Origin of the sequence: Rahnella laticis (genome assembly GCF_015644585.1) — a bacterium.
Lineage (GTDB): Bacteria > Pseudomonadota > Gammaproteobacteria > Enterobacterales > Enterobacteriaceae > Rahnella > Rahnella laticis.
Window position 1 is genome coordinate 26704 of the sequence record NZ_JADOBI010000012.1, and the last position, 23301, is coordinate 50004.

Annotated in this window: 16 protein-coding genes; 14 read left to right on the top strand and 2 right to left on the bottom strand. The window is 53.8% G+C overall.

The annotated features are described in order from the left end of the window. The first annotated feature begins 102 nt into the window (after positions 1-102). The 3 genes from IV433_RS21160 to IV433_RS21170 all read left to right on the top strand — a co-directional run bounded on the left by IV433_RS21160 (position 103) and on the right by IV433_RS21170 (position 4461). Positions 103-1680 (top strand): ABC transporter substrate-binding protein, encoded by a 1578-nt coding sequence (locus IV433_RS21160; RefSeq protein WP_195815797.1) that lies wholly within the window; start codon positions 103-105, stop codon positions 1678-1680. A gap of 357 nt (positions 1681-2037) precedes the next feature. Beyond that, positions 2038-2685, top strand: coding sequence for a DUF998 domain-containing protein (locus IV433_RS21165; protein WP_195815798.1), 648 nt, complete (start codon positions 2038-2040; stop codon positions 2683-2685). A 72-nt stretch (positions 2686-2757) separates the two neighbouring features. Continuing rightward, entirely contained in the window at positions 2758-4461 is a 1704-nt protein-coding gene (locus IV433_RS21170) for a chloride channel protein (protein ID WP_195815799.1), read from the top strand. Between the two features lie 12 nt (positions 4462-4473). On the opposite strand, the gene IV433_RS21175 is transcribed toward IV433_RS21170, so the two are convergent. Continuing rightward, positions 4474-5493 (bottom strand): transporter, encoded by a 1020-nt coding sequence (locus IV433_RS21175; protein ID WP_195815800.1) that lies wholly within the window; start codon positions 5491-5493, stop codon positions 4474-4476. A 385-nt stretch (positions 5494-5878) separates the two neighbouring features. Between IV433_RS21175 and IV433_RS21180 the strand changes: the two genes are divergently transcribed. From IV433_RS21180 to IV433_RS21205, 6 genes are all read left to right on the top strand, one after another. Beyond that, positions 5879-9655 carry a nitrate reductase subunit alpha gene (locus IV433_RS21180; RefSeq protein WP_195815801.1) on the top strand — a complete coding sequence of 1259 codons (3777 nt, stop codon included), beginning with the start codon at positions 5879-5881 and terminating at the stop codon, positions 9653-9655. Continuing rightward, entirely contained in the window at positions 9652-11187 is a 1536-nt protein-coding gene (gene narH, locus IV433_RS21185; protein ID WP_101076686.1) for a nitrate reductase subunit beta, read from the top strand. The genes IV433_RS21180 and narH overlap by 4 nt, the downstream gene beginning before the upstream one ends. Further along, positions 11187-11909: a nitrate reductase molybdenum cofactor assembly chaperone gene (gene narJ / locus IV433_RS21190; RefSeq protein ID WP_195815802.1), complete on the top strand. Its 723-nt coding sequence runs from the start codon at positions 11187-11189 to the stop codon at positions 11907-11909. Before narH ends, narJ begins: the two co-directional genes overlap by 1 nt. Then, complete coding sequence (gene narI / locus IV433_RS21195; RefSeq protein ID WP_195815803.1) at positions 11906-12586, top strand: respiratory nitrate reductase subunit gamma; 681 nt, start codon at positions 11906-11908, stop codon at positions 12584-12586. Before narJ ends, narI begins: the two co-directional genes overlap by 4 nt. 95 nt (positions 12587-12681) lie before the next feature. Further along, positions 12682-12921 (top strand): hypothetical protein, encoded by a 240-nt coding sequence (locus IV433_RS21200; RefSeq protein ID WP_152327018.1) that lies wholly within the window; start codon positions 12682-12684, stop codon positions 12919-12921. A 169-nt stretch (positions 12922-13090) separates the two neighbouring features. Continuing rightward, positions 13091-13963, top strand: coding sequence for a D-amino-acid transaminase (locus tag IV433_RS21205; protein WP_195815804.1), 873 nt, complete (start codon positions 13091-13093; stop codon positions 13961-13963). A 771-nt stretch (positions 13964-14734) separates the two neighbouring features. On the opposite strand, the gene IV433_RS21210 is transcribed toward IV433_RS21205, so the two are convergent. Continuing rightward, a complete protein-coding gene (locus IV433_RS21210; RefSeq protein ID WP_195815805.1) occupies positions 14735-15439 on the bottom strand; it encodes a DUF2461 domain-containing protein in 705 nt (234 codons plus the stop codon). Between the two features lie 205 nt (positions 15440-15644). Here IV433_RS21210 and IV433_RS21215 point away from each other — a divergent pair, with 205 nt between their 5' ends. The 5 genes from IV433_RS21215 to dgcA all read left to right on the top strand — a co-directional run bounded on the left by IV433_RS21215 (position 15645) and on the right by dgcA (position 23280). Then, complete coding sequence (locus tag IV433_RS21215; RefSeq protein WP_195815806.1) at positions 15645-17357, top strand: ABC transporter ATP-binding protein; 1713 nt, start codon at positions 15645-15647, stop codon at positions 17355-17357. Positions 17358-17518: 161 nt separating this feature from the next. After that, the gene (locus IV433_RS21220; protein WP_195815807.1) at positions 17519-19183 is read left to right on the top strand and encodes a methyl-accepting chemotaxis protein; all 1665 of its coding nucleotides are present in this window, start codon (positions 17519-17521) and stop codon (positions 19181-19183) included. Between the two features lie 703 nt (positions 19184-19886). Further along, positions 19887-21008, top strand: coding sequence for a porin (locus IV433_RS21225; RefSeq protein WP_305079906.1), 1122 nt, complete (start codon positions 19887-19889; stop codon positions 21006-21008). Positions 21009-21304: 296 nt separating this feature from the next. After that, entirely contained in the window at positions 21305-22315 is a 1011-nt protein-coding gene (gene dgcN, locus IV433_RS21230; protein ID WP_195815808.1) for an N-acetyltransferase DgcN, read from the top strand. After that, on the top strand, positions 22315-23280 hold the full coding sequence (dgcA, locus tag IV433_RS21235) for an N-acetyl-D-Glu racemase DgcA (protein ID WP_195815809.1): 966 nt from the start codon (positions 22315-22317) through the stop codon (positions 23278-23280). Before dgcN ends, dgcA begins: the two co-directional genes overlap by 1 nt. The last annotated feature ends 21 nt before the right edge of the window (positions 23281-23301 follow it).

The window sequence follows — 23301 nt, forward strand, 5'->3', positions numbered from 1 at the left end:
TCTATTTTATTAAAATACATAGCTTTATTTCATGGTTCTGGCCTTGACGTTGCCCCTCTACACTCGAAAAAACTGTCTTTTCACCTGTGGAGATCGACCTCAATGAAAGTACGTGTTCCTTCCCTGTTATTCCTGCTGATGATGGCCGTGACCCGCGTGGATGCGGCGACGCCAAAAGATACGCTGGTCGTTGCGGGTTCGCTTGAAGGCATTATCAGCCTCGATCCGGCGGAAAGTTTTGAAACCGTCAGCTCCGGCAATCTGGTTAACCTTTATCAGCAACTGGTGCAGTCCGACCGGCAGCATCCCGATAAGCTCGACCCGGACGCCGCTGCCAGCTGGCAGCCGGGGCCGGACGCGCACAGTCTGATCTTCACCCTCAAGCCTGGCCAGAAATTTTCCAGCGGCAATCCGGTGACGGCCGACGATGTGATTTATTCGTTTACCCGCGTGGTGAAACTCAATAAAAGCCCGTCGTTTATTCTCGGTGAACTGGGCTGGACGCCGGATAACGTGGACGGCAATCTGAAAAAAATCGCGGACGACAAAGTGCAGCTTAGCTGGCCGGCCGATATCGGCAGCGGGCTGGTGCTGAGCATTCTTTCCGCGCCGGTCGCCGGGATTGTGGACAGCAAATTGCTGAAAGAGCACGTCGATCAGAATGATTTCGGCAACAGCTGGCTGCGTTCACGCTCTGCGGGCAGCGGCGCGTTTGAAGTGCGTAACTATGTGCCGCACGAAGCACTGATCTTCAAACGTAACCCGAATGCCAAACCGCTGGCGAAGATTGAGAATGTGCTGTTTAAAAATGTGGGCGATCCGTCAACGCGCCGTCTGCTGGTGCTGAATGGCGATGCGGACGTGGCTTACGATTTGGGGGCGGATCAGTTCAGCTCGCTGCAAAAAGAGAAGGGCGTTCATGTGGCGCAATTCCCGGCGGCCAAAGTGTTCTATCTGGCGTTTAACGTGGGCGATACCACACAACCCGCGCTGGCAAACCCTGCGCTGTGGGAAGCGGCACGCTGGCTGGTCGATTATCAGGGGATTTCGACCGACCTGCTGAAAGGCCAGTACGGTATTCATCAGACTTTCCTGCCGGACGGTCTGGCGGGCGCGATTGACGATCAGCCGTTTAAATACGATGTCGCCAAAGCCAAAGCGATTCTGAGCAAAGGCGGGATTGCGCCGGGCACCAAAATCGATTTAATCGTGATCAACCAGCCGCCGTATTCAGATATTGCGCAGGCATTGCAGGCCAGTTTTGCCAAAGCGGATGTCAATTTAGTGGTGCATCCGCTGGTGGAAAGCGACGTGCTGACCCGCATGCGTGCGCATAAATTCCAGTCGATCTTCACCTACTGGGGCGCGGATTACCTCGACCCGAACACTAACGCCAGCACCTTCGCTTATAACGTGCCAAACGGCCCGAAAACGCTGGCGCAACGTATTCAGTGGGTGATCCCGGAAATCAGTAAACAAACGCGTGCCGCAGCGGCGGAATCTGATCCGACCAAACGCAAAGCGCTGTACGCCGGTTTACAACGCGAACTGCAAAAGAACTCGCCGTTTGTGGTGGCGCTGCAAAGCAAATTGCTGGTGGCCATCCGCGATAACGTGAAAGGCGCAAGCCAGAACGTGGCGGGGAGCCAGTTGTATCTGGATACAGTGACGAAGGAATAAGGGGGGCCTTATGATCCCGTGTTCCTGAATATTGTGAAAATTTCGGTTTCGCACGAACGGTGATTACTCGGCAACAATGGTCGAAACCGACCAAAGGAGGAAAGTGCTTTTCCTCCTTTGGATTCCTCCACGCTTTTTTACTCCGCGTTACCACCATCACGACGGACATGTTCCTTTGCATTTGTGAGTGGCGCAAATCCTGGCGCTCCGCGCTGCCTTCTCTCGGTCCCCAAGCCTGAAGTCTCGGGGCCGCTCCGTTCAGCAGGATTTTGAGCGCGCCATTAAGCTTTAAAAATGCGAAGCCTGAAGCTCTTTTGTCCTAGTATTATCTCATTCCCCGAAAGTCTTAAGGCTTCAATGCAAATCAACCTGATATGGCAAAAAACCGGCGCGGTGTGCTTCGCCCTCGGCGGAATTCTGTATTTACTGGCGGAAAAAATCAGTTCCACGGGCTGGCAGGATCCTTCCTATTCTTATCTGCATAATTACATCAGCGATTTGGGTATTGCCTCGTGTGGCATGACGCCCGACGGGCGCGACATTTGCTCACCGCTGCATAACGTGATGAACGCCGGTTTTGCGGCAGAAGGCATTCTGTTCTTTATAGCTTGCTGGCTGCTACGCCCGTTATTCAGCGCTCCGGGTCGCCACGTATTTCTCTTTTCAGGCTTTCTGCATGCCATCGGCGGCGTGCTGATTGCACTGTTCCACAGCGGTGGCAGTACGGGCGGCGTGACGGTTCATCAGGCGGGCGCGGTGCTGGCGATTGCGGGCGGCAATGTGTGTTTGCTGTCAGCGGGCTGGATGAAATTGCACAGTACAGGATGGCGGGCATTTTCACTTTTCAGCCTGGCGCTGGGCTGTACCGGGCTGATCAGTATGGTGACAATCTCGTTCGACATTCTGCCCACCGGGCTTATCGAGCGGATGTCCGTTTATCCCATCACGTTCTGGCAGATATTCACCGGATTGTGGATCCCGACGTTCAGAAAGCAAAGCGCGTGAAAACCAAAAATTTCACCGTTTCGTTGTAAATTGATACTCTTAGCCCGCCAATGTTCAGACCACTGAGACCCTATGAGCCTGAAAGCCCTCAATCTTGAAACCCTGCAAAAGAGCGACCTGATTAATTTGCTGATTGCCATTCCCGCCGGGATTGTCGCCGCGCTGGTCACTATTGCGTTTCGTGGGGCGATTTCCGGCATCAACGGTCTGATGTTTACCGACGGCGGCGATATCACCAAAGCGTTCAGCGAATACCCGCGAATAGTCTGGCCGGTGATCACCACGGCGGGCGGTGTGATTGCCGGATTCATTTTGCTGTGGGCGCTGCGCCACGAAAGCAAGCACGGCAAGATGCCGGATTATCTCGATGTGATTGACCGGCGTTTACCGGGGATCCCGGTGGTCAGCACACTGCTGCGCGGGTTCTCGTCACTGGCGAGTATTGCCAGCGGCGGTTCTATCGGGCGTGAAGGCGCGATGGTGCAGCTTTCCGCGCTGAGCGGCAGTCTGCTCGGGCGGTTCTCGCGTTTTCAGGGCGTTCATCAGTCCGACATTATTGCCATGGCCGCCGCGGGCGGGCTGGCGGCGGTGTATCACGCGCCTTTCGCGGGTGCGTTGTTTGTGGCCGAAATCGCGTTTGGCGTGACTGCCGTTCAGCGGCTGATCCCGCTGTTTATTTCCGCGTCGGTGGCGGTGCTGACCGTGCGTTCCCTGACCGATTACGCACCGCTTTATCTGTATTCTTCCGTGTCGTTCAGCCCGTCGTTTGGCGCGATTTTCACGGTGCTGTTTATCGGTGTGGCGACGGGCATTCTCGGGCCGTTATTCATTTCATCCATCGATAAAGTCCGCGACTGGATGAAACCCATTTCGCATCCGGCGCTGCGCCTCGGGCTGGGGGGGCTGGGCGTCGGGCTGGTGGCGATGATCTCGCCGCTGGTGCTGGGAAACGGTTTTGAAGTGATCGATTTGATCCTCAATAACGGCGATTTACAGACGCCGCTGCTGGTGTTGCTGGTGCTGAAAATCGTGGCGACGGCGATCACTATCGGTTCCGGTGCGGTCGGCGGTTTGTTTACGCCGTCGCTGCTGATCGGCGCGGCGGGCGGGGCGCTGGTGTGTACTTTTCTGCAATGGCTGGGGTTTGATCCCGGTCCTGTCGGGTTATATGCCGCCATCGGCATGAGCGCACTGCTGGCGGCGACCAGCCATGCGCCGCTGATGTCGATCATGATGGCGTTTGAAATGACGCTCAACAGTTCGCTGTTATTCCCGCTGATGCTGGCAACGGCGATTTCTTACGTGGTCGCCTCGCGGCTGAAAGTGGGCGGAACCTATCCGGTGCTGGCGCGGCACAACGCGCGCTTTGCCGCCAAAAATGCGTTTGAATACAGCACGGTGGCCTCGCTGATTACGCCGTGCTCAAAAATGTACGTCGACGCCACGCTTTCGGAAGTGGTGAGTGAAGGGCTGAAACAGCGCACGCGCTATGTGTACGTGGTGGACAGAGAAGAGCGTTTTCTCGGCGTGGTGCCGACCAACGTGGTCGCCAGCGGGATTATTGACGGCAGCCTGAAAGCCGGCAGCGCGATTGATCCGTTTATCGAACAGGAATTTACCACGCTCTTCCAGCACGCCAGTTACGAACAGGCCTGGGCGATGTTCAGCAATTCACCGCTCGAACGCCTGCCGGTGCTGGAAAACGCCGAATCACGCCGTTTGCTGGGCGTGATCACCAAAGCCGCATTGCTTAATAAAGCCAAAGACTTCCTGTAACCGCGCCATCAGCTAACCGTCGTCGCGGCGTTTAAACGCGTACCAGCCCGCAAGCAGGGTGAATAACCCGACAATCACCACCAGCAGGATAAAACCGTGGTGATTGCCGGCGAGCGGAATTCCTCCCACGTTCATGCCGAAAAAGCCCGCCACAATGTTGATGGGCAACGCCAGCACGGTAATGACAGTCAGCACATACAGCGTCCGGTTGCTTTGTTCCATCTGGCGCGAAGTGATCTCTTCCTGAAGCAGGCGGATACGCTCGGTCAGCGCAATCAGGTCATTGAGTACAACGGAAAACTCTTCGGCAAACTGACGTAAATCCTGCACCACGCCGGGCGCAATCCAGGCCGGAGGGCGGTTGAGCAGGCGGAAAAGCGCCGTCGGTTCCGGGGCGAGTAAACGCTGGAAGCGCAAAAGCATCCGCCGTAAACGCCCCAGATTGGCGCGGTTCTTTTTGACGTGATGGCTCAGCAGACGCTCTTCGATGGTGTCCACGTACTGATTGGCGCGGCGTACGATCTGTTCCAGCAAATCTTCCTGTTCTTCCAGCAGATGCACCAGCAGCGCGGTCGGCGAACCGATGTTCAGCGTTTCCAGCCGTTTAAACAAACGCTCGATGAGCCTCACCGGTTTATGCCGCGCCGTCACCACCAGTTGCTGATGGCAACTGAGCCACAGCGTCGAGGATTCATCGCTGGTTTCGTTGGGGTGAAAAATGACGTCGTTGAGCACGGCCAGCAGGGTGTCATCAAGCCGCTCTATGCGCGTACTGCGCGACCCTTCGCGGATTTCTTCAAAGAAAACCTCGCCGACGGCGAAGTGTTTTTTCAGCCATTTTTCTGACATGGCGTGGTTGAGATTGACGTGGATCCAGACAAATCCTTTGTCGTGACAGATTTCCTGATAGGCCTCCTGCACCTGTTTGGAAGAAACGCGTTCGGGTTGCCTGTCGGGGCGAAAAACGAAGCCGTAAATCATACCGGTCACTTCATCGTTGAAATTAAGTACGGCGGGTTTTTCTGTCTGCATGAAGAGGTTCTGGTGGCTAAAAACAGGTGTCCCCATTACGCCAGCAATCCGGATAAATACAATAACCGGACTGCTAATTTCACAATTCTGTCATATTCCCCGCGCCTTACCCCCAATTTTCCAGTCCGGCCTCAAAGTTGACTGATTTCCCAAAGTTATTAATTTTATTTATTAATAATCAATGAATTATACAAAAACCAAAGAGTACCTCTTTGGGGGTATTTCTCGCTGTATAAATATTTACATGACGGCGGGGCGTTGATCGCAATCAAGTAGCACGCCCCCGCGCGTGAATACCCTGAGGCTACTTTGAGCAATGAAGTTGTATTCCCCGCCATTCACATAATGACAAAGCGCCTCAGGCCTTTGCACAGGAGAGTCCCGGATGAGCAAGTTTCTTGACCGGTTTCGCTATTTCAAACAGTTAGCTGAACCTTTCGCTGACGGCCACGGCCAGACGCTGAATACCAATCGTGACTGGGAAGACGGCTACCGCAGCCGCTGGCAGCACGACAAAGTGGTCCGTTCCACGCACGGTGTTAACTGCACCGGTTCATGCAGCTGGAAGATTTACGTCAAAAACGGCCTGGTCACCTGGGAAACCCAGCAGACCGATTATCCGCGAACCCGTCCGGACCTCCCGAACCACGAACCCCGTGGCTGCCCGCGCGGTGCCAGCTATTCCTGGTATCTCTACAGCGCCAACCGCCTGAAATATCCGCTGATGCGCAAAAAGCTGATTCAGCTGTGGCGCGAAGCCAAACTGACCTACAGCGATCCGGTGGATGCCTGGGGTTCGATTGTTAATCAGCCTGAAAAAGCCAAAGAATACAAAGCGGCGCGCGGACGCGGCGGTTTTGTCCGTTCGAGCTGGCAGGAAGTGAATGAGCTGATTGCGGCGTCCAACGTCTATACCGCCAAAACCTTCGGCCCTGACCGCATTATCGGTTTCTCGCCAATTCCGGCGATGTCGATGGTGTCTTACGCGTCCGGCGCGCGTTATCTGTCGCTGATTGGCGGCGTGTGTCTGAGCTTCTACGACTGGTATTGCGATTTGCCACCGGCTTCGCCGATGACCTGGGGCGAGCAGACCGACGTGCCGGAATCCGCTGACTGGTACAACTCTTCTTATATTATTGCCTGGGGTTCCAACGTTCCGCAGACCCGTACGCCGGACGCCCACTTCTTCACCGAAGTGCGCTACAAAGGCACCAAAACGGTGGCGATCACCCCGGACTACGCTGAAATCGCCAAACTGTGCGACCAGTGGCTGGCACCAAAACAAGGCACCGACAGCGCGCTGGCGCTGGCAATGGGCCATGTGATCCTCAAATCCTTCCACGTTGACGCGCCAAGCCAGTATTTCACCGACTACGTGCGCCGTTACACCGACATGCCGATGCTGGTGATGCTCGAACCGCGCGAAGACGGCTCTTATGCCGCAGGCCGTATGCTGCGTGCGTCCGATCTGGTGGACAACCTCGGGCAGGAAAACAACCCGCAGTGGAAAACCATCGCCTTTGATGAAAACACCGGCGAGCTGGTTTCTCCGCTGGGTTCTATCGGTTACCGCTGGGGCGAAAAAGGCCAGTGGAATCTGGAATCACGCGAAGGCAAAGACCATAAAGACGTCAGCCTGCAACTGAGCCTGCTGGATAATCACGATGAAGTCGTGAACGTTGGTTATCCGTACTTCGGAGGCGAAGTCAGCGAACATTTCAACAGCGTGGCGCTGGATGAAATTCTGATGCACAAACTGCCGGTGAAACGCCTTCAACTGGCGGACGGCACCACCGGTCTGGTGGCGAGCGTTTATGACCTGACGCTGGCGAACTACGGCATCGAACGTGGCCTGAATGATGAAAACTGCGCGCAAAGCTTTGACGAAATCAAAGCCTACACGCCAGCCTGGGCAGAAAAAATCACCGGCGTTTCGCAGCAAAACATCGTGCGTATCGCTAACGAATTTGCCGATAACGCCAACAAAACTCACGGTCGTTCGATGATTATCGTGGGTGCCGGGATGAACCACTGGTATCACCTCGACATGAACTACCGTGGCCTGATCAACATGCTGATTTTCTGCGGTTGTGTCGGTCAGAGCGGCGGCGGCTGGGCTCACTACGTCGGTCAGGAAAAACTGCGTCCGCAAACCGGCTGGCAGCCGCTGGCGTTTGGCCTCGACTGGCAGCGTCCGCCACGCCACATGAACAGCACCTCGTTCTTCTATAACCACTCCAGCCAGTGGCGTTATGAAACCGTCGCGCCGCAGGAACTGTTGTCCCCGCTGACGGATAAATCCAAATTCACCGGCAGCATGATTGATTTCAACGTGCGCGCCGAACGTATGGGCTGGTTGCCGTCTGCGCCGCAGCTCAACGTTAACCCGCTGCACATCGCGGAACAGGCGAAAGCCGCCGGTCAGTCTCCGGCAGATTTCACCGTCGCAGCCCTGAAAGACGGCAGCGTGCGTTTCGCCGCGGAGCAACCGGACAATCCGCAGAACTTCCCGCGTAACCTGTTCGTCTGGCGCTCTAACCTGCTGGGTTCTTCCGGTAAAGGCCACGAGTACATGCTGAAATATCTGCTGGGCACCGAACACGGTATTCAGGGAGAAGATTTGGGCATTCAGGGCGGCGTGATGCCGGAAGAAGTCGAATGGCAGGCGCAGGGCGGTGAAGGCAAACTGGATCTGGTGGTGACACTCGATTTCCGTATGTCCAGCACCTGTCTGTATTCCGACATCGTTCTGCCGACCGCAACCTGGTATGAAAAAGACGACATGAATACCTCGGATATGCATCCGTTTATTCATCCGCTGTCTGCGGCGGTGGATCCGGCGTGGGATTCTAAAAGTGACTGGGAAATCTACAAAGGCATCGCCAAAGAGTTCTCACGGGTGTGCGTCGGGCATCTGGGCGTGGAAACCGACGTGGTCACGCTGCCAATCCAGCACGATTCTGCCGCCGAACTGGCGCAGCCGCTGGGCGTGGAAGACTGGAAAAAAGGCGAATGCGACCTGATCCCGGGACGCACCGCGCCGCATCTGATGACCGTTGAACGCGATTATCCGAATACGTACGAACGTTTCACCTCAGTCGGACCCTTGCTGGAAAAACTCGGTAATGGCGGTAAAGGCATCAGCTGGAACACCGACAGTGAAGTTGAGCTGCTGAAAAAGCTGAACTACACCAAGGCCGATGGCGCAGCGAAAGGGCGTCCGTGCATCGAAACGGCCATCGACGCGGCCGAAGTGATCCTGACGCTGGCACCGGAAACCAACGGTCAGGTTGCCGTGAAAGCCTGGGCGGCGCTGAGTGCCAACACCGGCCGCGACCACACGCATCTGGCGCTCAATAAAGAAGACGAGAAAATCCGCTTCCGCGATATTCAGGCTCAGCCGCGCAAAATCATCTCCAGCCCGACCTGGTCTGGTCTGGAAGACGAACACGTTTCTTACAACGCCTGTTACACCAACGTGCATGAGCTGATCCCATGGCGCACGCTGTCAGGCCGTCAGCAGATTTATCAGGATCACGAATGGATGCGTGCCTTCGGTGAAAGCCTGCTGGTTTACCGTCCGCCAATCGACACCCGCGCGGCGCAGCCGTTGCTGAATGCGAAACCGAACGGTAACCCGGAAATGGCGCTGAACTTCCTGACGCCGCACCAGAAATGGGGCATTCACTCCACCTACAGCGACAACCTGCTGATGCTGACCTTAGGTCGCGGCGGCCCGATTGTCTGGCTCAGTGAAGACGATGCGACAAAACTGGGTATCGAAGACAACGACTGGATTGAAGCTTTCAACGCCAACGGCTCACTGAGCGCCCGTGCGGTGGTCAGCCAGCGCGTACCGGCAGGGATGACCATGATGTATCACGCGCAGGAACGTATCGTGAACATTCCGGGCTCCGAAATCAGCCAGCAGCGCGGCGGTATTCACAACTCCGTGACCCGCGTTTGTCCGAAACCGACGCACATGATCGGCGGTTACGCGCAGCTGTCTTACGGTTTCAACTATTACGGCACCGTCGGTTCTAACCGCGATGAGTTCGTGATTGTTCGCAAAATGAACCGCATCGACTGGTTAGACGATGAAGGTAACGATTACGTGCAGGCCGCAGTGCTCCCTAAAAAAGGTCAGGAGAAAGCCCAATGAAAATTCGTTCACAAGTCGGCATGGTGCTGAACCTCGACAAATGCATTGGCTGCCACACCTGTTCTGTGACCTGTAAAAACGTCTGGACCAGCCGCGAAGGGATGGAATACGCGTGGTTCAATAACGTCGAAACCAAACCGGGCCTGGGTTATCCGCACGACTGGGAAAATCAGGAAAAATGGAAGGGCGGCTGGATCCGTAAAATCAACGGCAAATTGCAGCCGCGTATGGGCAACAAAGCCAACCTGCTGCATAAGATTTTCGCCAACCCGCATATGCCGGAAATTGACGATTATTACGAACCGTTTGATTTCGATTATCAGCATCTGCACACCGCGAAAGACGGTAAACATCAGCCGGTGGCGCGTCCGCGCTCCCTGCTGACCGGCAAACGCATGAAGAAAATCGTCGGCGGCCCGAACTGGGAAGACGATTTAGGCACCGAGTTCAGCAAGCGTTCTGCCGACCAGAACTTTGCCAATATGCAGAAAGAAATGTACGGCGAGTTCGAAAACACCTTCATGGCGTACCTGCCACGTTTGTGCGAACACTGCCTGAACCCGGCGTGCGTGGCGACCTGTCCGAGCGGTGCGATTTATAAACGCGGCGAAGACGGCATCGTGCTGATTGATCAGGACAAATGCCGCGGCTGGCGCATGTGCCTGACCGGCTGCCCGTACAAAAAAATCTACTTCAACTGGAAAAGCGGCAAATCAGAAAAATGTATTTTCTGTTATCCGCGCATCGAAGCCGGCCAGCCAACGGTCTGTTCCGAAACCTGCGTAGGCCGCATCCGCTACCTCGGCGTGGTGTTGTATGACGCCGACCGTATTGCAGAAGCCGCCTCGGTAGAAAACGAAAAAGACCTGTACGAAAGTCAGATGAGCATTTTCCTGGATCCGAACGATCCGGAAGTGATTGCGCAGGCTGAGATCGACGGCATTCCGCTCTCCGTGATGGACGCCGCGCGTCAGTCACCGGTTTACAAAATGGCGATTGAGTGGAAGCTGGCGCTGCCTCTGCACCCGGAATACCGCACGCTGCCGATGGTCTGGTATGTGCCACCACTGTCACCGATTCAGTCCGCCGCCGACGCGGGCGCATTGCCGCACAGCGGTGTGTTGCCGGACGTCGAAAGCCTGCGTATTCCGGTGGAATATCTGGCGAATCTGCTGACCGCGGGCGATACCGCGCCGGTGCTGCGCGCCCTGAAACGTATGCTGGCCATGCGCCATTTCAAACGTGCAGAAAGCGTGGAAGGCGTGGTGGATACCAGCGCGCTGGAGCAGGTCGGGCTGACGGCTGCCCAGGCGGAAGAAATGTACCGCTATCTGGCGATTGCTAACTACGAAGACCGTTTCGTTGTGCCATCAAGCCACCGCGAACAGGCGCGCGAAGCGTTCCCGGAAGCGAAGGGCTGTGGTTTCAGCTTTGGCGACGGTTGCCACGGCAGCGATACCAAATTCAACCTGTTTAACAGCAAACGCATCGATGCCATCGACATTGGCGCGAAAACCGAAAGGAAAGGCTAATGAACAGTTTACGACTGATTGGTTTATTGCTGGATTATCCGTCGGAAGATCTCTGGACGCACAAGATGGAACTGCTTGAAGCCGTGACCACGTCGCCGGAACTTAACCCTGAACAGCGCCTGGATCTGGCGCTGTACATCACGGATTTCTGCCAGAAAGATTTACTCGACGCACAGTCGGCGTACACCGGTTTATTTGACCGTGGCCGCGCCACCTCACTGCTGCTGTTTGAACACGTTCATGGCGAATCCCGTGACCGCGGGCAGGCGATGGTTGATCTGATGGGACAGTACCGCGAAGCCGGTCTGGAAATCGACAGCCGCGAGCTGCCGGATTACCTGCCGCTTTATCTGGAATATCTGACCACGCGTGATGAACAGGAAGCCCGTGGCGGCCTGCGTGATATCGCACCGATTCTGGCGCTGCTGAGCGCCCGTTTGCAGGAACGCGACAGCCATTATGCGGAGCTGTTTGATCTGCTGCTGGCGCTTTCCGGCAGCGACATCGCCACGGAAAACGTGCGCGAAGGGATTAAACAGGAAGCGCGTGACGATACCCCGGCTGCGCTGGACGCGGTCTGGGAAGAAGAGCAAATCAAATTCCTCGGCGAGCAAAGCTGTGCGGGCGGTGAAGAAGCTGCGCGCCAGAAACATTTCGCCGGTGCGGTTGCGCCACAGTATCTGAACCTTGATGACACGAATGCGGGGGAACCACGCAAATGACTGAATTCCTCAACAACTTTTTCTTCAATATTTATCCGTACCTGTGCGGCACGGTCTTTCTCGTCGGCAGCTGGTTGCGCTATGACTACGGTCAGTACAGCTGGCGCGCGGGCTCCAGCCAGTTGCTGGAGAAAAAAACCTTACGCATCGCTTCACCGCTCTTCCACGTCGGCATTCTCGGCATTATCGCCGGTCACGCCTTCGGGATGCTGACGCCGCACTGGATGTACGAATCCTTCCTGCCGGTGCCGGTGAAACAGCAAATGGCGATGTTTGCCGGTGGCGCGTGTGGCGTGATGACCTTAGTCGGCGGCGGCATGCTGCTCTGGCGTCGTCTGAGCAATGAGCGCGTACGTGCAGCATCCAGCTTCGGCGACATCATGATCATCGCGCTACTGGTGATCCAGTGCGCGCTCGGCCTTGGCACCATTCCGTTCTCCGCCCAGCATATGGACGGCAGCGAAATGATGAAACTGGTCGGCTGGGCGCAGTCCGTGGTGACTTTCCACGGCGGTGCGGCCGCACATCTGGACGGCGTAGCGTTTATTTTCCGCGTGCATCTGGTGCTCGGTATGACGTTATTCCTGCTGTTCCCGTTCTGCCGTCTGGTGCATATCTGGAGCGCGCCGGTGGAATATCTCACCCGTCGCTACCAGCTGGTGCGCAACCGTCGCTGAAAACTGGCTGAAGTTGTGAGCAGTCTGTTTTGACATAAAAATCAGGGGCGCTATTATGCGCCCTTATCATTATTTTTTTGCTCAAGGACGCACTGATGGCCACTCCAAGACAACCTATGACTGTCGCCCGTCGTTTATTACGCAACAGCCTGATTTTACTGGTAATCGGCGTTGTCGCCACGCTTCACGGCCTGATTGTGGGCAGCCCTGAAACCCCGCCGGGTGAAATGGCGCCGCAGCTGATGCTCGGCATCTGGTTCATCTTTATTGGTGTGGTGATGGCGCTGATCAGCTGGCTGGTGATCCGCAATAAAAAGAAGAAAGGCGAAATGTGACACCTTCGGGTGACTTTCCGAAAAGCGCTCAACGGAGCGCTTTTTTTATGCGCCGGAGACCAGAAACCTGCGTTATGTCAACATCGCCCGTTCAGTTTTCACGCAGTTTATTCCTGTGACTCAGGTAAGCTAATAAAAATCCTATTTCAATTTGGCCAGGAAAAATAACATGACCAGAACGGTATACCTCAACGGGGAGTTTGTTGCCGAGCAGGATGCGAAGGTGTCTGTCTTTGACCGCGGTTTCTTATTTGCGGATGCGGTGTACGAAGTGAGCGCCGTCCTGAATGGCCGGTTGCTGGATAACGCCGCCCATCTGGCCCGGCTGGTGCGGTCGTGTCAGGCGCTGGATCTGCGGTTACCTTGCGCGCCGGGGGAAATCGAAATCCTGCAAAACCGGCTCATCGCCGAAAACAATTTGCGCGAAGGGGCGGTTTATCTGCAAATCAGCCGTGGAAACAGCGGCGACCGTGACTTTGATTTTCCCGGCGAAACTGTCAGCCCGACTTTCCTGATGTTCACGCAGGCCCGTCCGCTTATTGATCATCCGAAATCCAAAACCGGCATCCGCATGGTTTCCGTGGATGATATCCGCTGGCAGCGTCGCGACATCAAAACCGTCGGGCTGTTAGCCCCGTGCCTCGCCAAAGAGTACGCGCATAAACATGATGCGGACGACGCGCTGCTGGTCGAAAACGGCCTGATCACTGAAGCCAGTTCCAGCAATGCCTGGATCGTCGATGCCGACGGCACGCTGATCACCCGTCCGCTTAGCACGCACATTTTGCACGGGATCACGCGTCAGGCATTACTCGAACTGGCGAAACAAAACGATTTGCGATTCGAAGAACGTCCGTTCACGCTGGAAGAGGCGCAGTCTGCGCGGGAAATTTTCATCAGTTCCGCCACAACCTTTATCTGGCCGGTGGTGAGCCTGAACGGGAAGGCGATCGGAGATGGGAAACCGGGGGAGATTACCGGGAAATTGCGGGAGATATATGTGGCGAAGGCGGTTGAGGCAACCGGGGGAGTTGGGAGTTAAATTCAACTTCAACTTCAACTTCAACTTCAAGGTCGTGGGCGTCGGCCCACACCGACCAAAGACCCGGTAACGCGCGGGTCTCTGGACTCTGCGCTTTTTTAACTGCGCGCTATCGCTGGCTGACTATGTTTCAGGCACACCGGCTAATGCCGCAAAATCCCGCCGCTGCGCGGTTCCCTTCACTCGGGTTACAAACCGCGCGAACAGATACGCGGTTTTCCACCTCTCCTTACGGCGTGATTTTTGAAAGCGGCTGGAGGATTTTTTTTCATTCATAACAGTAAGTTGGTTTGCTCCTCCCCCTGCGAAGGGGGAGGTCGGGAGGGGGTTTAGCAAACAACTCACCTTCAAAGTTGCCATTTCGAACCCCATCCCAACCTTCCCCTTGCCAAGGGGAAGGAGCATAAACACCAGCATTATTCTTCCGAATTACATAGCCAGTGGTCGCTTTCAGAAAGCTTGCTGAATGAGTGTTTCGAGACCGAAAGGCTCGAAGACCGAAATGAAGGTACCGCGCAGCGGCAAGTTTTCGCGGCAATCACTATTGTGTCTGAAACATAGCCTACGAGCGGCAGCGCGCAGTGAAAAAAGCGTGGGAGATCAAAGAGGGAGGCGCTTTCCTCCCTCTTTGTCGGTTTCGGCGCAGCGTGTTAAGTGAACACAGTTATTGAAAAACCGAAATATTCTCGGTCAGCGCTCAGCCTCACGGCAAGTGAAAAACCGAAATGTTCTCAATCCGTTGGGCCCGTTTGGGCGGCGAGCCCATGAACATCACTCTTCCCCCAACGGCAGTTGGTTCCTCTTCATTCCCTCGATCCCAATGAGCATCTGATACAACGGCGCTATGCGCAGAAAATCAGCCCTTAAAATCCCCACCAGTTCACTGCTCAAAACCGGCTCCATATCCATGTGGGAACTCATCAGCGCAAAGGATTTTTTGTTGTACCAGGCCGCCAGCGCCGGATCCTGATCTTTAATCAGCGGGCGTTTATAGCTATCGCCTTCGATGGTGAAATTCGGCTCGATGCATTTCGCCATTTTCAGAAATTCTGCGGGCTTTTTCAGAAGCTGCTGGCGGAAAAGATCCATCGTGGTTTTTGAGGCGCTGTAATAACCCAGCCCGTAACGCCACCAGTCCTGACCGAATTCAAAGAAGTATACCGGCGCATCGGTCCAGTTTTTACGTGACCGTTTGAACGTCAGCCAGAGGTTGCAACGATAAATAGATTTGTCGTGAGAGAAGCGTGTATCGCGGTGCATTCTGGAAATGGTTTTCCCAATCGCCGGACGCGTTTCGAACAAATCATCAATGATGACCATATCTTGACTCAAATCTTCGACCAGCTTGCGCATCGGATCGAGAAGATGTTCCTGATAAATATCACGATTTTCGTCGAACCACTCTTTATTGTTGTTCTGGCGCAGCGCCTGCAGGAAGTTCAGGCCTGACTGCGTGAAACCGGTAAATTCTCCCATGACGTGCCCTTATTCTTTCGCTATGATTGTTTACTGTGTATTTAAACAGTATCTCCGATTTTTTTAACCAGATCAAAAGAGAATGCCGGTTTGCCTGGAACGCGTCTCACACGCAGGCACATAAAATTCTCTGATTGATAACAATTTTCATCTAGACTGGTCGCTTCGCCTTTACAGGCTGGTATTCTTAATTAGAGGATGCATGATGCTCCGCCGTTTTTTCTCTTATTACGCGCCTTATAAAAAACTGTTCTTCCTCGACTTCGGATGCGCGATCCTCGCCGGATTGCTGGAACTGGGTTTTCCGATGGCGATCAAAACGTTCATTGATAAGCTTCTGCCTGCCCACGACTGGGTGCTGATCATCGGTGCAACGGTCGGCTTGCTGCTGATCTATCTGTTTAACACCGCGCTGATGGCGATTGTGAACTACTGGGGTCACGCGCTGGGCGTCGGGATTGAAACCGACATGCGCCGTCAGGCTTTCAGCCATTTACAGAAACTCTCTTTCCGTTATTACGACAATACCAAAACCGGCCATATCATTACGCATGTGACCAAAGATCTGGAAGAGGTCGGGGAAGTCGCGCACCACGGGCCGGAAGACGTGTTTATTGCGGTGATGACCTTCATTGGGGCCTTTATTCTGATGGCAACCGTGCATATGCAACTGGCGCTGATGACCATCATTATTGTGCCCGCGATGACCTGGATGGTCAGCCGTTACGGGGCGCAAATGACGGAAACCTGGCGGCGGCTGTTCGGGCAGGTGGGGAATTTCAACGCCCGTATAGAAGAAAGCATCGGCGGTATCCGCGTGGTGAAAGCCTTCGCCAACGAAGAGCATGAACAAAAACTGTTCGCGCATGACAACGATAAATACCGGACGACGAAGCTGAAAGCCTATCAGATCATGACCGCCAGCCTGACGCTGAGTTATCTGAGCACGCGTCTGGTCCAGCTGATCGTGATGGTCGCGGGCACCTGGTACGTAATCAATGACCAGCTGACTTACGGCGGCTTCGTCGGTTTCCTGCTGCTGGTGGAAGTATTTTTCCGCCCGGTGGCGAAAATCAGCTCGGTTCTGGAAAGCTATCCGAAAGGCATTGCCGGTTTTAAACGCTTTACACAACTGATCGACACGGCGCCGGATATCGTTGATCGCCCGGACGCGCAGGTCGTCAGCCATCTGCGCGGCGACATACATTATGAGAATGTGGTGTTTGGCTATACGCCTGCCAGCAAAATTCTGAACGGGATCACGCTGTCGATTAATGCCGGTGAAACGCTGGCGTTTGTCGGGCCGTCCGGTGCGGGGAAGACCACGCTGTGCTCGCTGCTGCCCCGTTTCTATGAAATTGACAGCGGCAGTATCACCATCGATGGCATTGATATCCGTGATATGACGCAAACCTCGCTGCGCCACAACATCGGCATTGTGCAGCAGGACGTCTTCCTGTTTGGCGGCACAATCCGCGAGAACATTGCTTATGGCAAACTGGATGCCAGCGAAGAAGAAATCCGTCTTGCCGCCAGCCGTGCGCGCCTTGATGATGTGATTGACGCGCTGCCACTGGGGATGGACACGGTAATCGGTGAGCGGGGCGTTAAACTGTCCGGCGGCCAGAAACAGCGGCTTTCCATTGCTCGTATCTTCCTCAAGAATCCGCCGATCCTGATCCTTGATGAAGCGACCTCCGCGCTGGATACCGCAACCGAACAAGCCATTCAGCAATCGCTGGCTGAGCTTTCCGAAGGGCGAACCACGCTGGTCATCGCGCACCGCCTGGCGACGATCCAGAATGCCGACCGCATTATCGTGGTCGACAAAGAAGGCATCGTCGAGCAGGGAACGCACGAATCCCTGCTGTCCCTTCAGGGACGTTACGCACAACTCCACGCCGCACAGTTTCGTTAATTATCCCGCCTTCTTAGCCCCTTTTCAGTAACCGGAAGGGGCTGCATTCTTGCTTTAATGTTCAATCCTCCGAAGAAAGACGTACTTTTTTACAACAGTTTTTTCAGTAAACACCGATAAATATCTTTATGGTTTTCTGAAAAAAAGGTATGTAAAAGAATATGTTAAATAGATTAAAGGTAGTGACTAGTTTTGTAATTATTCTGTGCTTATTTGGATTTCTGCAACTCAGTTCCGGCGTGTTGTTCTTTAAATCTCTCAAGCATGAAAACGAAAATATCATGACTTTTCAGATAATCCGGCAGCAACAATCGGCCCTTAACAACACCTGGGTAGCGCTTCTGGAAGCGCGCGCCACCATCAGTGTGGCAGCGATCCAATTTCTGGTTGAAGGTCAGAAAGGGGATGTGAACATTGATGTCAATGATGTCCTCAATCAGGCCAGCCAGTCGCTTAAGCAGGCAGAGAAAAACTGGAATTCCTATTTGTCGCAGTCGAAACAAGTGGGAAATGACTCAGCAGAAATTCAGCGTCAGTACGACATATTTCACGGGGCACTCGTCGAGCTGATTGGTTATATGCGTGAGGGGAATATTGCTGCCGCTAACAGCCAGCCGACGGGAAGTTACCAGAATGGTTTTAGTGCTGAATACGATCGCTATCTGAAGCATATTGACGACCGTTACCACAAGGCCAGGGAGGGCAGCGCCCGTTCTTACCGTACCGCAATCTGGATCACGGCGGGTATGCTGCTGGTCGTACTGATCATGTTCGTTATCGTCTGGAAAGGCATCCGCATCTCCCTCATTACGCCTCTTAATAAAAGTATCGAAGCGATTCGCCAGATTGCAGCAGGGAAACTGAACACCAGGATTGATGTGCAGGGCACCAATGAAATCGGCCAGCTTGCCGATACATTGCGGCATATGCAGGATGAGCTTTCGAATACCGTCGGCAAAGTGCGATTGAGTGCTGACGTTATCCTTACGGGTGCCGTTGAGATTTCGACAGGCAATAAAGATCTCTCTTCCCGTACCGAGCAGCAGGCCGTCGCCCTGGAAGAAACGGCGGCCAGCATGGTTGAGCTGACGGCGACAGTGAAACAGAATGCCGAAAATGCCTCTCAGGCAAGCAGCCTGGCACTCAATGCGTCAGAAATTGCCCGCCGGGGCGGCAAGGTCGTTGATAACGTTGTGCTCACCATGGTCGAAATTACCGACAGTTCGCAGAAAATTGCCGACATCACCAATGTCATCGACAGCATTGCATTCCAGACCAACATTCTTGCACTCAATGCGGCAGTTGAAGCCGCGCGGGCCGGAGAAGAAGGGCGCGGGTTTGCCGTGGTCGCCGGGGAAGTTCGTAATCTGGCGCAACGCAGTGCAGAAGCGGCAAAGCAGATCAAAATGCTGATCGACGATTCTGTTGAAAAGGTTGGAACAGGTTCTGAGCTGGTGGAAAGCGCCGGTGAAACCATGAGTGAAATCGTCAATGCGGTCACCCGGGTAACGGATATCATGGCTGAAATTGCCTCGGCATCAGATGAGCAAAGCCGTGGGATTGATCAGGTGGGCACCGCTGTTACAGAGATGGACCGCGTTACGCAGCAGAATGCCTTGCTGGTGCAGGAATCGGCTACGGCAGCGATCGCGCTGGAAGAACAGGCCAGCCATCTGACGCAGGCTGTCTCCGTGTTTCAAATAAACCCGCAGACCCTGCCGGTCACGCATGAAGACAAAAAGGTGAGTGGAAAACGTCCTGAGCAGAAAATCCTGCCGCAAAAAAACAGTTTTGCGGGAACAGAGGAAACCTGGGAGACCTTTTGATCAGCACAGAAGCATGATAAATGTGCTTTCGCCGCAAAATAAAATTGTCTGATAATTAAACATACGCCCGTTTTGAATAGAAAAAAATCAAAACGGGCAGTAATAAATTCCCCGCTTTGTTCAATTCAATCACCCGCGAAATTATTTTCAGATTCAATTTGGCTTTATTTCACTCAGGTCTTTTATTAAAAGTCCGAATGCGGATGAAATTGCGTAGTACAAAAATCTTATGGTCGCATTTTCTATTTATTCGCTAATGAACTTATCAGTAAAATAATTACTCTGCTATGCACTATTTAAATGCACTACTCATTTTCCTATTGTGAATTCATTAACGATTGTTAACAGTAAAAAACCTTTTGAGAAAGGTGATCCCGCTTGCAACTGCTTTACAAAAGTAAACTTCAAGTGCACCAAAATAATGCGTGGCACCATAATGGTGCAAAACGTTATGCGAAAACCGCATATAATCAGGGGGTTAGAGACTTATAATAGAAATATATTGTTACATCTCTTTACTCAAAAAAGACTTAGTGTGGCGAACTTTTCCATTTTAACTTTTTGTGCTCAGTGTTAAGGTTCAAATCGTTTTACAGACAGACGCATTTAAAAACATGTACAAATACTCACAGCCCGATATTCAGATATTTAAATAAAGCGGGCATGAGAAATCCTTTATAAAAAAATCAAGGAATCTTAAATAATGATGAAGCGCAGTGTGCTGGCCTTAGCGGTCTCTTTAATTGCAGTGGGTTCTACCGCAAATGCAGCCGAAATTTATAACAAAGATGGCAATAAACTGGACCTTTACGGTCGTGTAACCGCTAAGCATTATTTCTCTGATGACACCGGTTCAGACGGCGACAAAACTTATGCGCGTCTGGGCTTTAAGGGTGAAACTCAAATTAATGACACACTGACCGGTTATGGTCAGTGGGAATACAACATTCAGGCTAACCACACTGAAAGCACATCAACTGTGGTTAATAAAGATGGTTCAACCAGCAGCTACGGCGGGACTGAAGGAACTAAAACTCGTCTGGGCTTTGCGGGTCTGAAAATCAAAAACTTCGGTTCAATTGACTACGGCCGTAACTACGGTGTGGTTTATGACGCACTGGGCTTCACCGATATGCTGCCAGAGTTTGGTGGTGATACCGCTAACTCCGACAACTTCATGGTGGGTCGTTCTAACGGCCTGGCCACTTACCGTAACCAGGACTTCTTCGGTCTGGTCACCGGTCTGAACGTTGCCCTGCAATATCAGGGTAAAAACGAAAATGACGGTCGTGCAACGTCTAAAGGCAACGGCGACGGTTATGGTGCATCTATCGATTATGAAGACATCGCTGGTTCCGGTATCGGTGCTGTTATCGCGGGTTCTTCTTCAGACCGTACAAATGCACAAACCAACGGGACTTACGGTAAAGGCGACAAAGCTTCTGCATGGGCAACTGGCCTGAAATACGATGCAAACCAGGTTTACCTGGCAGCAATGTATAACGAAACCCGCAATCAGGCACCAATCAAAGTTTCTGGTACCAGTGGTTTTGCCAATAAAACTCAGGGTTATGAGTTAGTTGCACAGTACCAGTTCGAAAACGGTCTGCGTCCGTCAATCGGTTACGTTCAGTCTAAAGCGAAAGATGTTGAAGGCGTGGGCGATGCTGACCTGGTCAAATACTTCGAAATCGGTGCGACTTACTACTTCAACAAAAACATGTACACCTATGTTGACTACATGATCAACCAGATCGATGACAACAACAAACTGGGCGTAAGCTCTGACGACATCGTTGCTGTAGCACTGACTTACCGCTTCTAAGTTAGTGAACAAAATTATTACCCCATTCTGTGTCTGAAAAAGGTAATCGCAAAGGCAGAGTTCATTGGCTCTGCCTTTTTTTATTGCTGTTTTTCCGTGAATTCCCCGCTCTTAGCTCACTGTTCTTCTCTCCCTGTACGTCATAAATAACCCCATAAATTCAATAAACTGAAACCTATAGCCTGAGGTTATACCCCAGCGCTAAACAAGTATTCGCCGGGTTGAGTCGCCCGTGGAATAGTGATCTCCGGCCTGACTTAAAACACATTCTAAAATTCATTTCCGGAGAAACTGACATGCAGCAAATACCCAAGCCTTACCTGTTATTCCTGGGCGATGTAATGGATCCGCTGGCGGCGAAAACGGCGCGCGGCATACACGTCTGGCGCCCTGAAGCGTGCGTCGGGCAAATTCGTCTGGCGACGGACTCTGTCTCCCTCGGGCTGCCGGATCTGGATATCGACGCAGCGGTCGCGCAGGGCGCAAAAACCATGGTGCTGGGTACGGCGAATTCGGGCGGAAAATTACCTAAACACTGGCTTGATTCCATTAAAACGGCGATCCGCGCCGGGCTGAACGTGGCGAACGGTTTGCATCAGGGGTTGAACGATATTCCTGAGCTGGTGGAACTGGCCGCTGAGCATAACGTGCAACTGTTCGATGTTCGCCATATGCAGCCTGAGCTGGATACCGGCACCGGTAAGAAGCGCAGCGGCAAACGTATTCTGACCGTCGGCACGGACTGTTCCGTCGGCAAAATGTATACCTCGCTGGCGCTGGAATCTGCCATGCGTGAACTGGATTTGAAAGCCGATTTCCGCGCAACCGGCCAGACCGGCGTGCTGGTGGCCGGTGCGGGTATTGCGATTGATGCCGTGATCGCTGACTTTATTTCCGGTGCAGTAGAAGCGCTGGCACCTGCCAATGACGACGATCACTGGGACATCATTGAAGGGCAGGGTTCGCTTTATCATCCGTCATTTGCAGGCGTCAGCATGGGCCTGATCCACGGCGCGCAGGCGCATTTGCTGGTGATGTGTCATGAACTTGGCCGCCCGCACATGCGCCATCTGCCGCATCAGTTTATGCCGACGCTGCGCCAGTGTCTGGACACCAATCTGGCGGCGGCCAGCCTTACCAGCCCGGACGTCAGAATTGCCGGTTTCTCGCTGAACACCTCTGCCGTGAGTGAAGAAGAAGCCAAAATCGCGCTGGCTGAAATCAGTGAAGAATTTGGCGTTCCGGCGACCGATCCGGTGCGGTTCGGCATCAAAAACATCGCGCAATGGATCAGGGATAACGGCTGATGACTCAGATGACTTTCCTGTCAGCCGAACTGCCGCTGGCTAAGCCTTTTGCGATTTCACGCGGCACCCGCACCGCGGTGACGGTGGTGCGTGTGACCCTGACGGACGGTGAATTTACCGCAACCGGCGAATGCACGCCCACTGCGCATTATCAGGAATCCCCGCAAAGTGTCTGCGAACAGCTGGATTTAATCCGTCCGCTGGTTGAAGAGGGGTTAACCCGTGAAGCGTTGCAGGAAGTGATGCCGATCGGTTCTGCGCGCAATGCCCTCGACTGTGCAATGTGGCGTCTCGATGCGGCAAAACAGGGCAAAACTTTGTGGCAACTGCTTGATATGCCGAAACCTGTTTCGGTGATTACGGCTGAAACGCTGAGCCTGGATTCTCTGGAAAACATGGAGAAAGCGGCCGGAATTGCCGTGGCCGGTGGCGCGCAGTTGCTGAAAATCAAACTCGATCGCGAGCAGATTATCGAGAAGGTCGCGGCTATCCGCGCGGCGGCACCGCTGGCGACGCTGGTCGTGGATGCCAACGAAGCCTGGCAGGGTTTAGATCTCGGCAGCCTGTTTCAGGCGCTGCACGAATTTAACGTGGCGATGATTGAACAACCGCTTCCGGCAGGCAATGACAAAGATCTGGTGCGTTGTTTGCATCCCATTCCTGTCTGCGCCGACGAAAGCTGTCACGAACGTTCGGATATCGCCGGTCTGCGCGACCGTTACGAGATGATCAACATCAAACTCGATAAGTGCGGGGGGCTGACCGAAGCGCTGGCGATGACCGAAGAAGCCCGCCGTCTGGGGTTGCGGATTATGGTCGGGTGCATGCTCGGTTCTTCCATTGCAATGGAGGCCGCGCTGCCGGTGGCGGTTCAGGCCGAACGTGTCGATCTGGATGGCCCGATCTGGCTGGCGCAGGACGCCGAACCGGCATTGCGCTACGAGAATGGCGAAGTCTGGCTCTGATTTTTAACTGCTATATAAAGG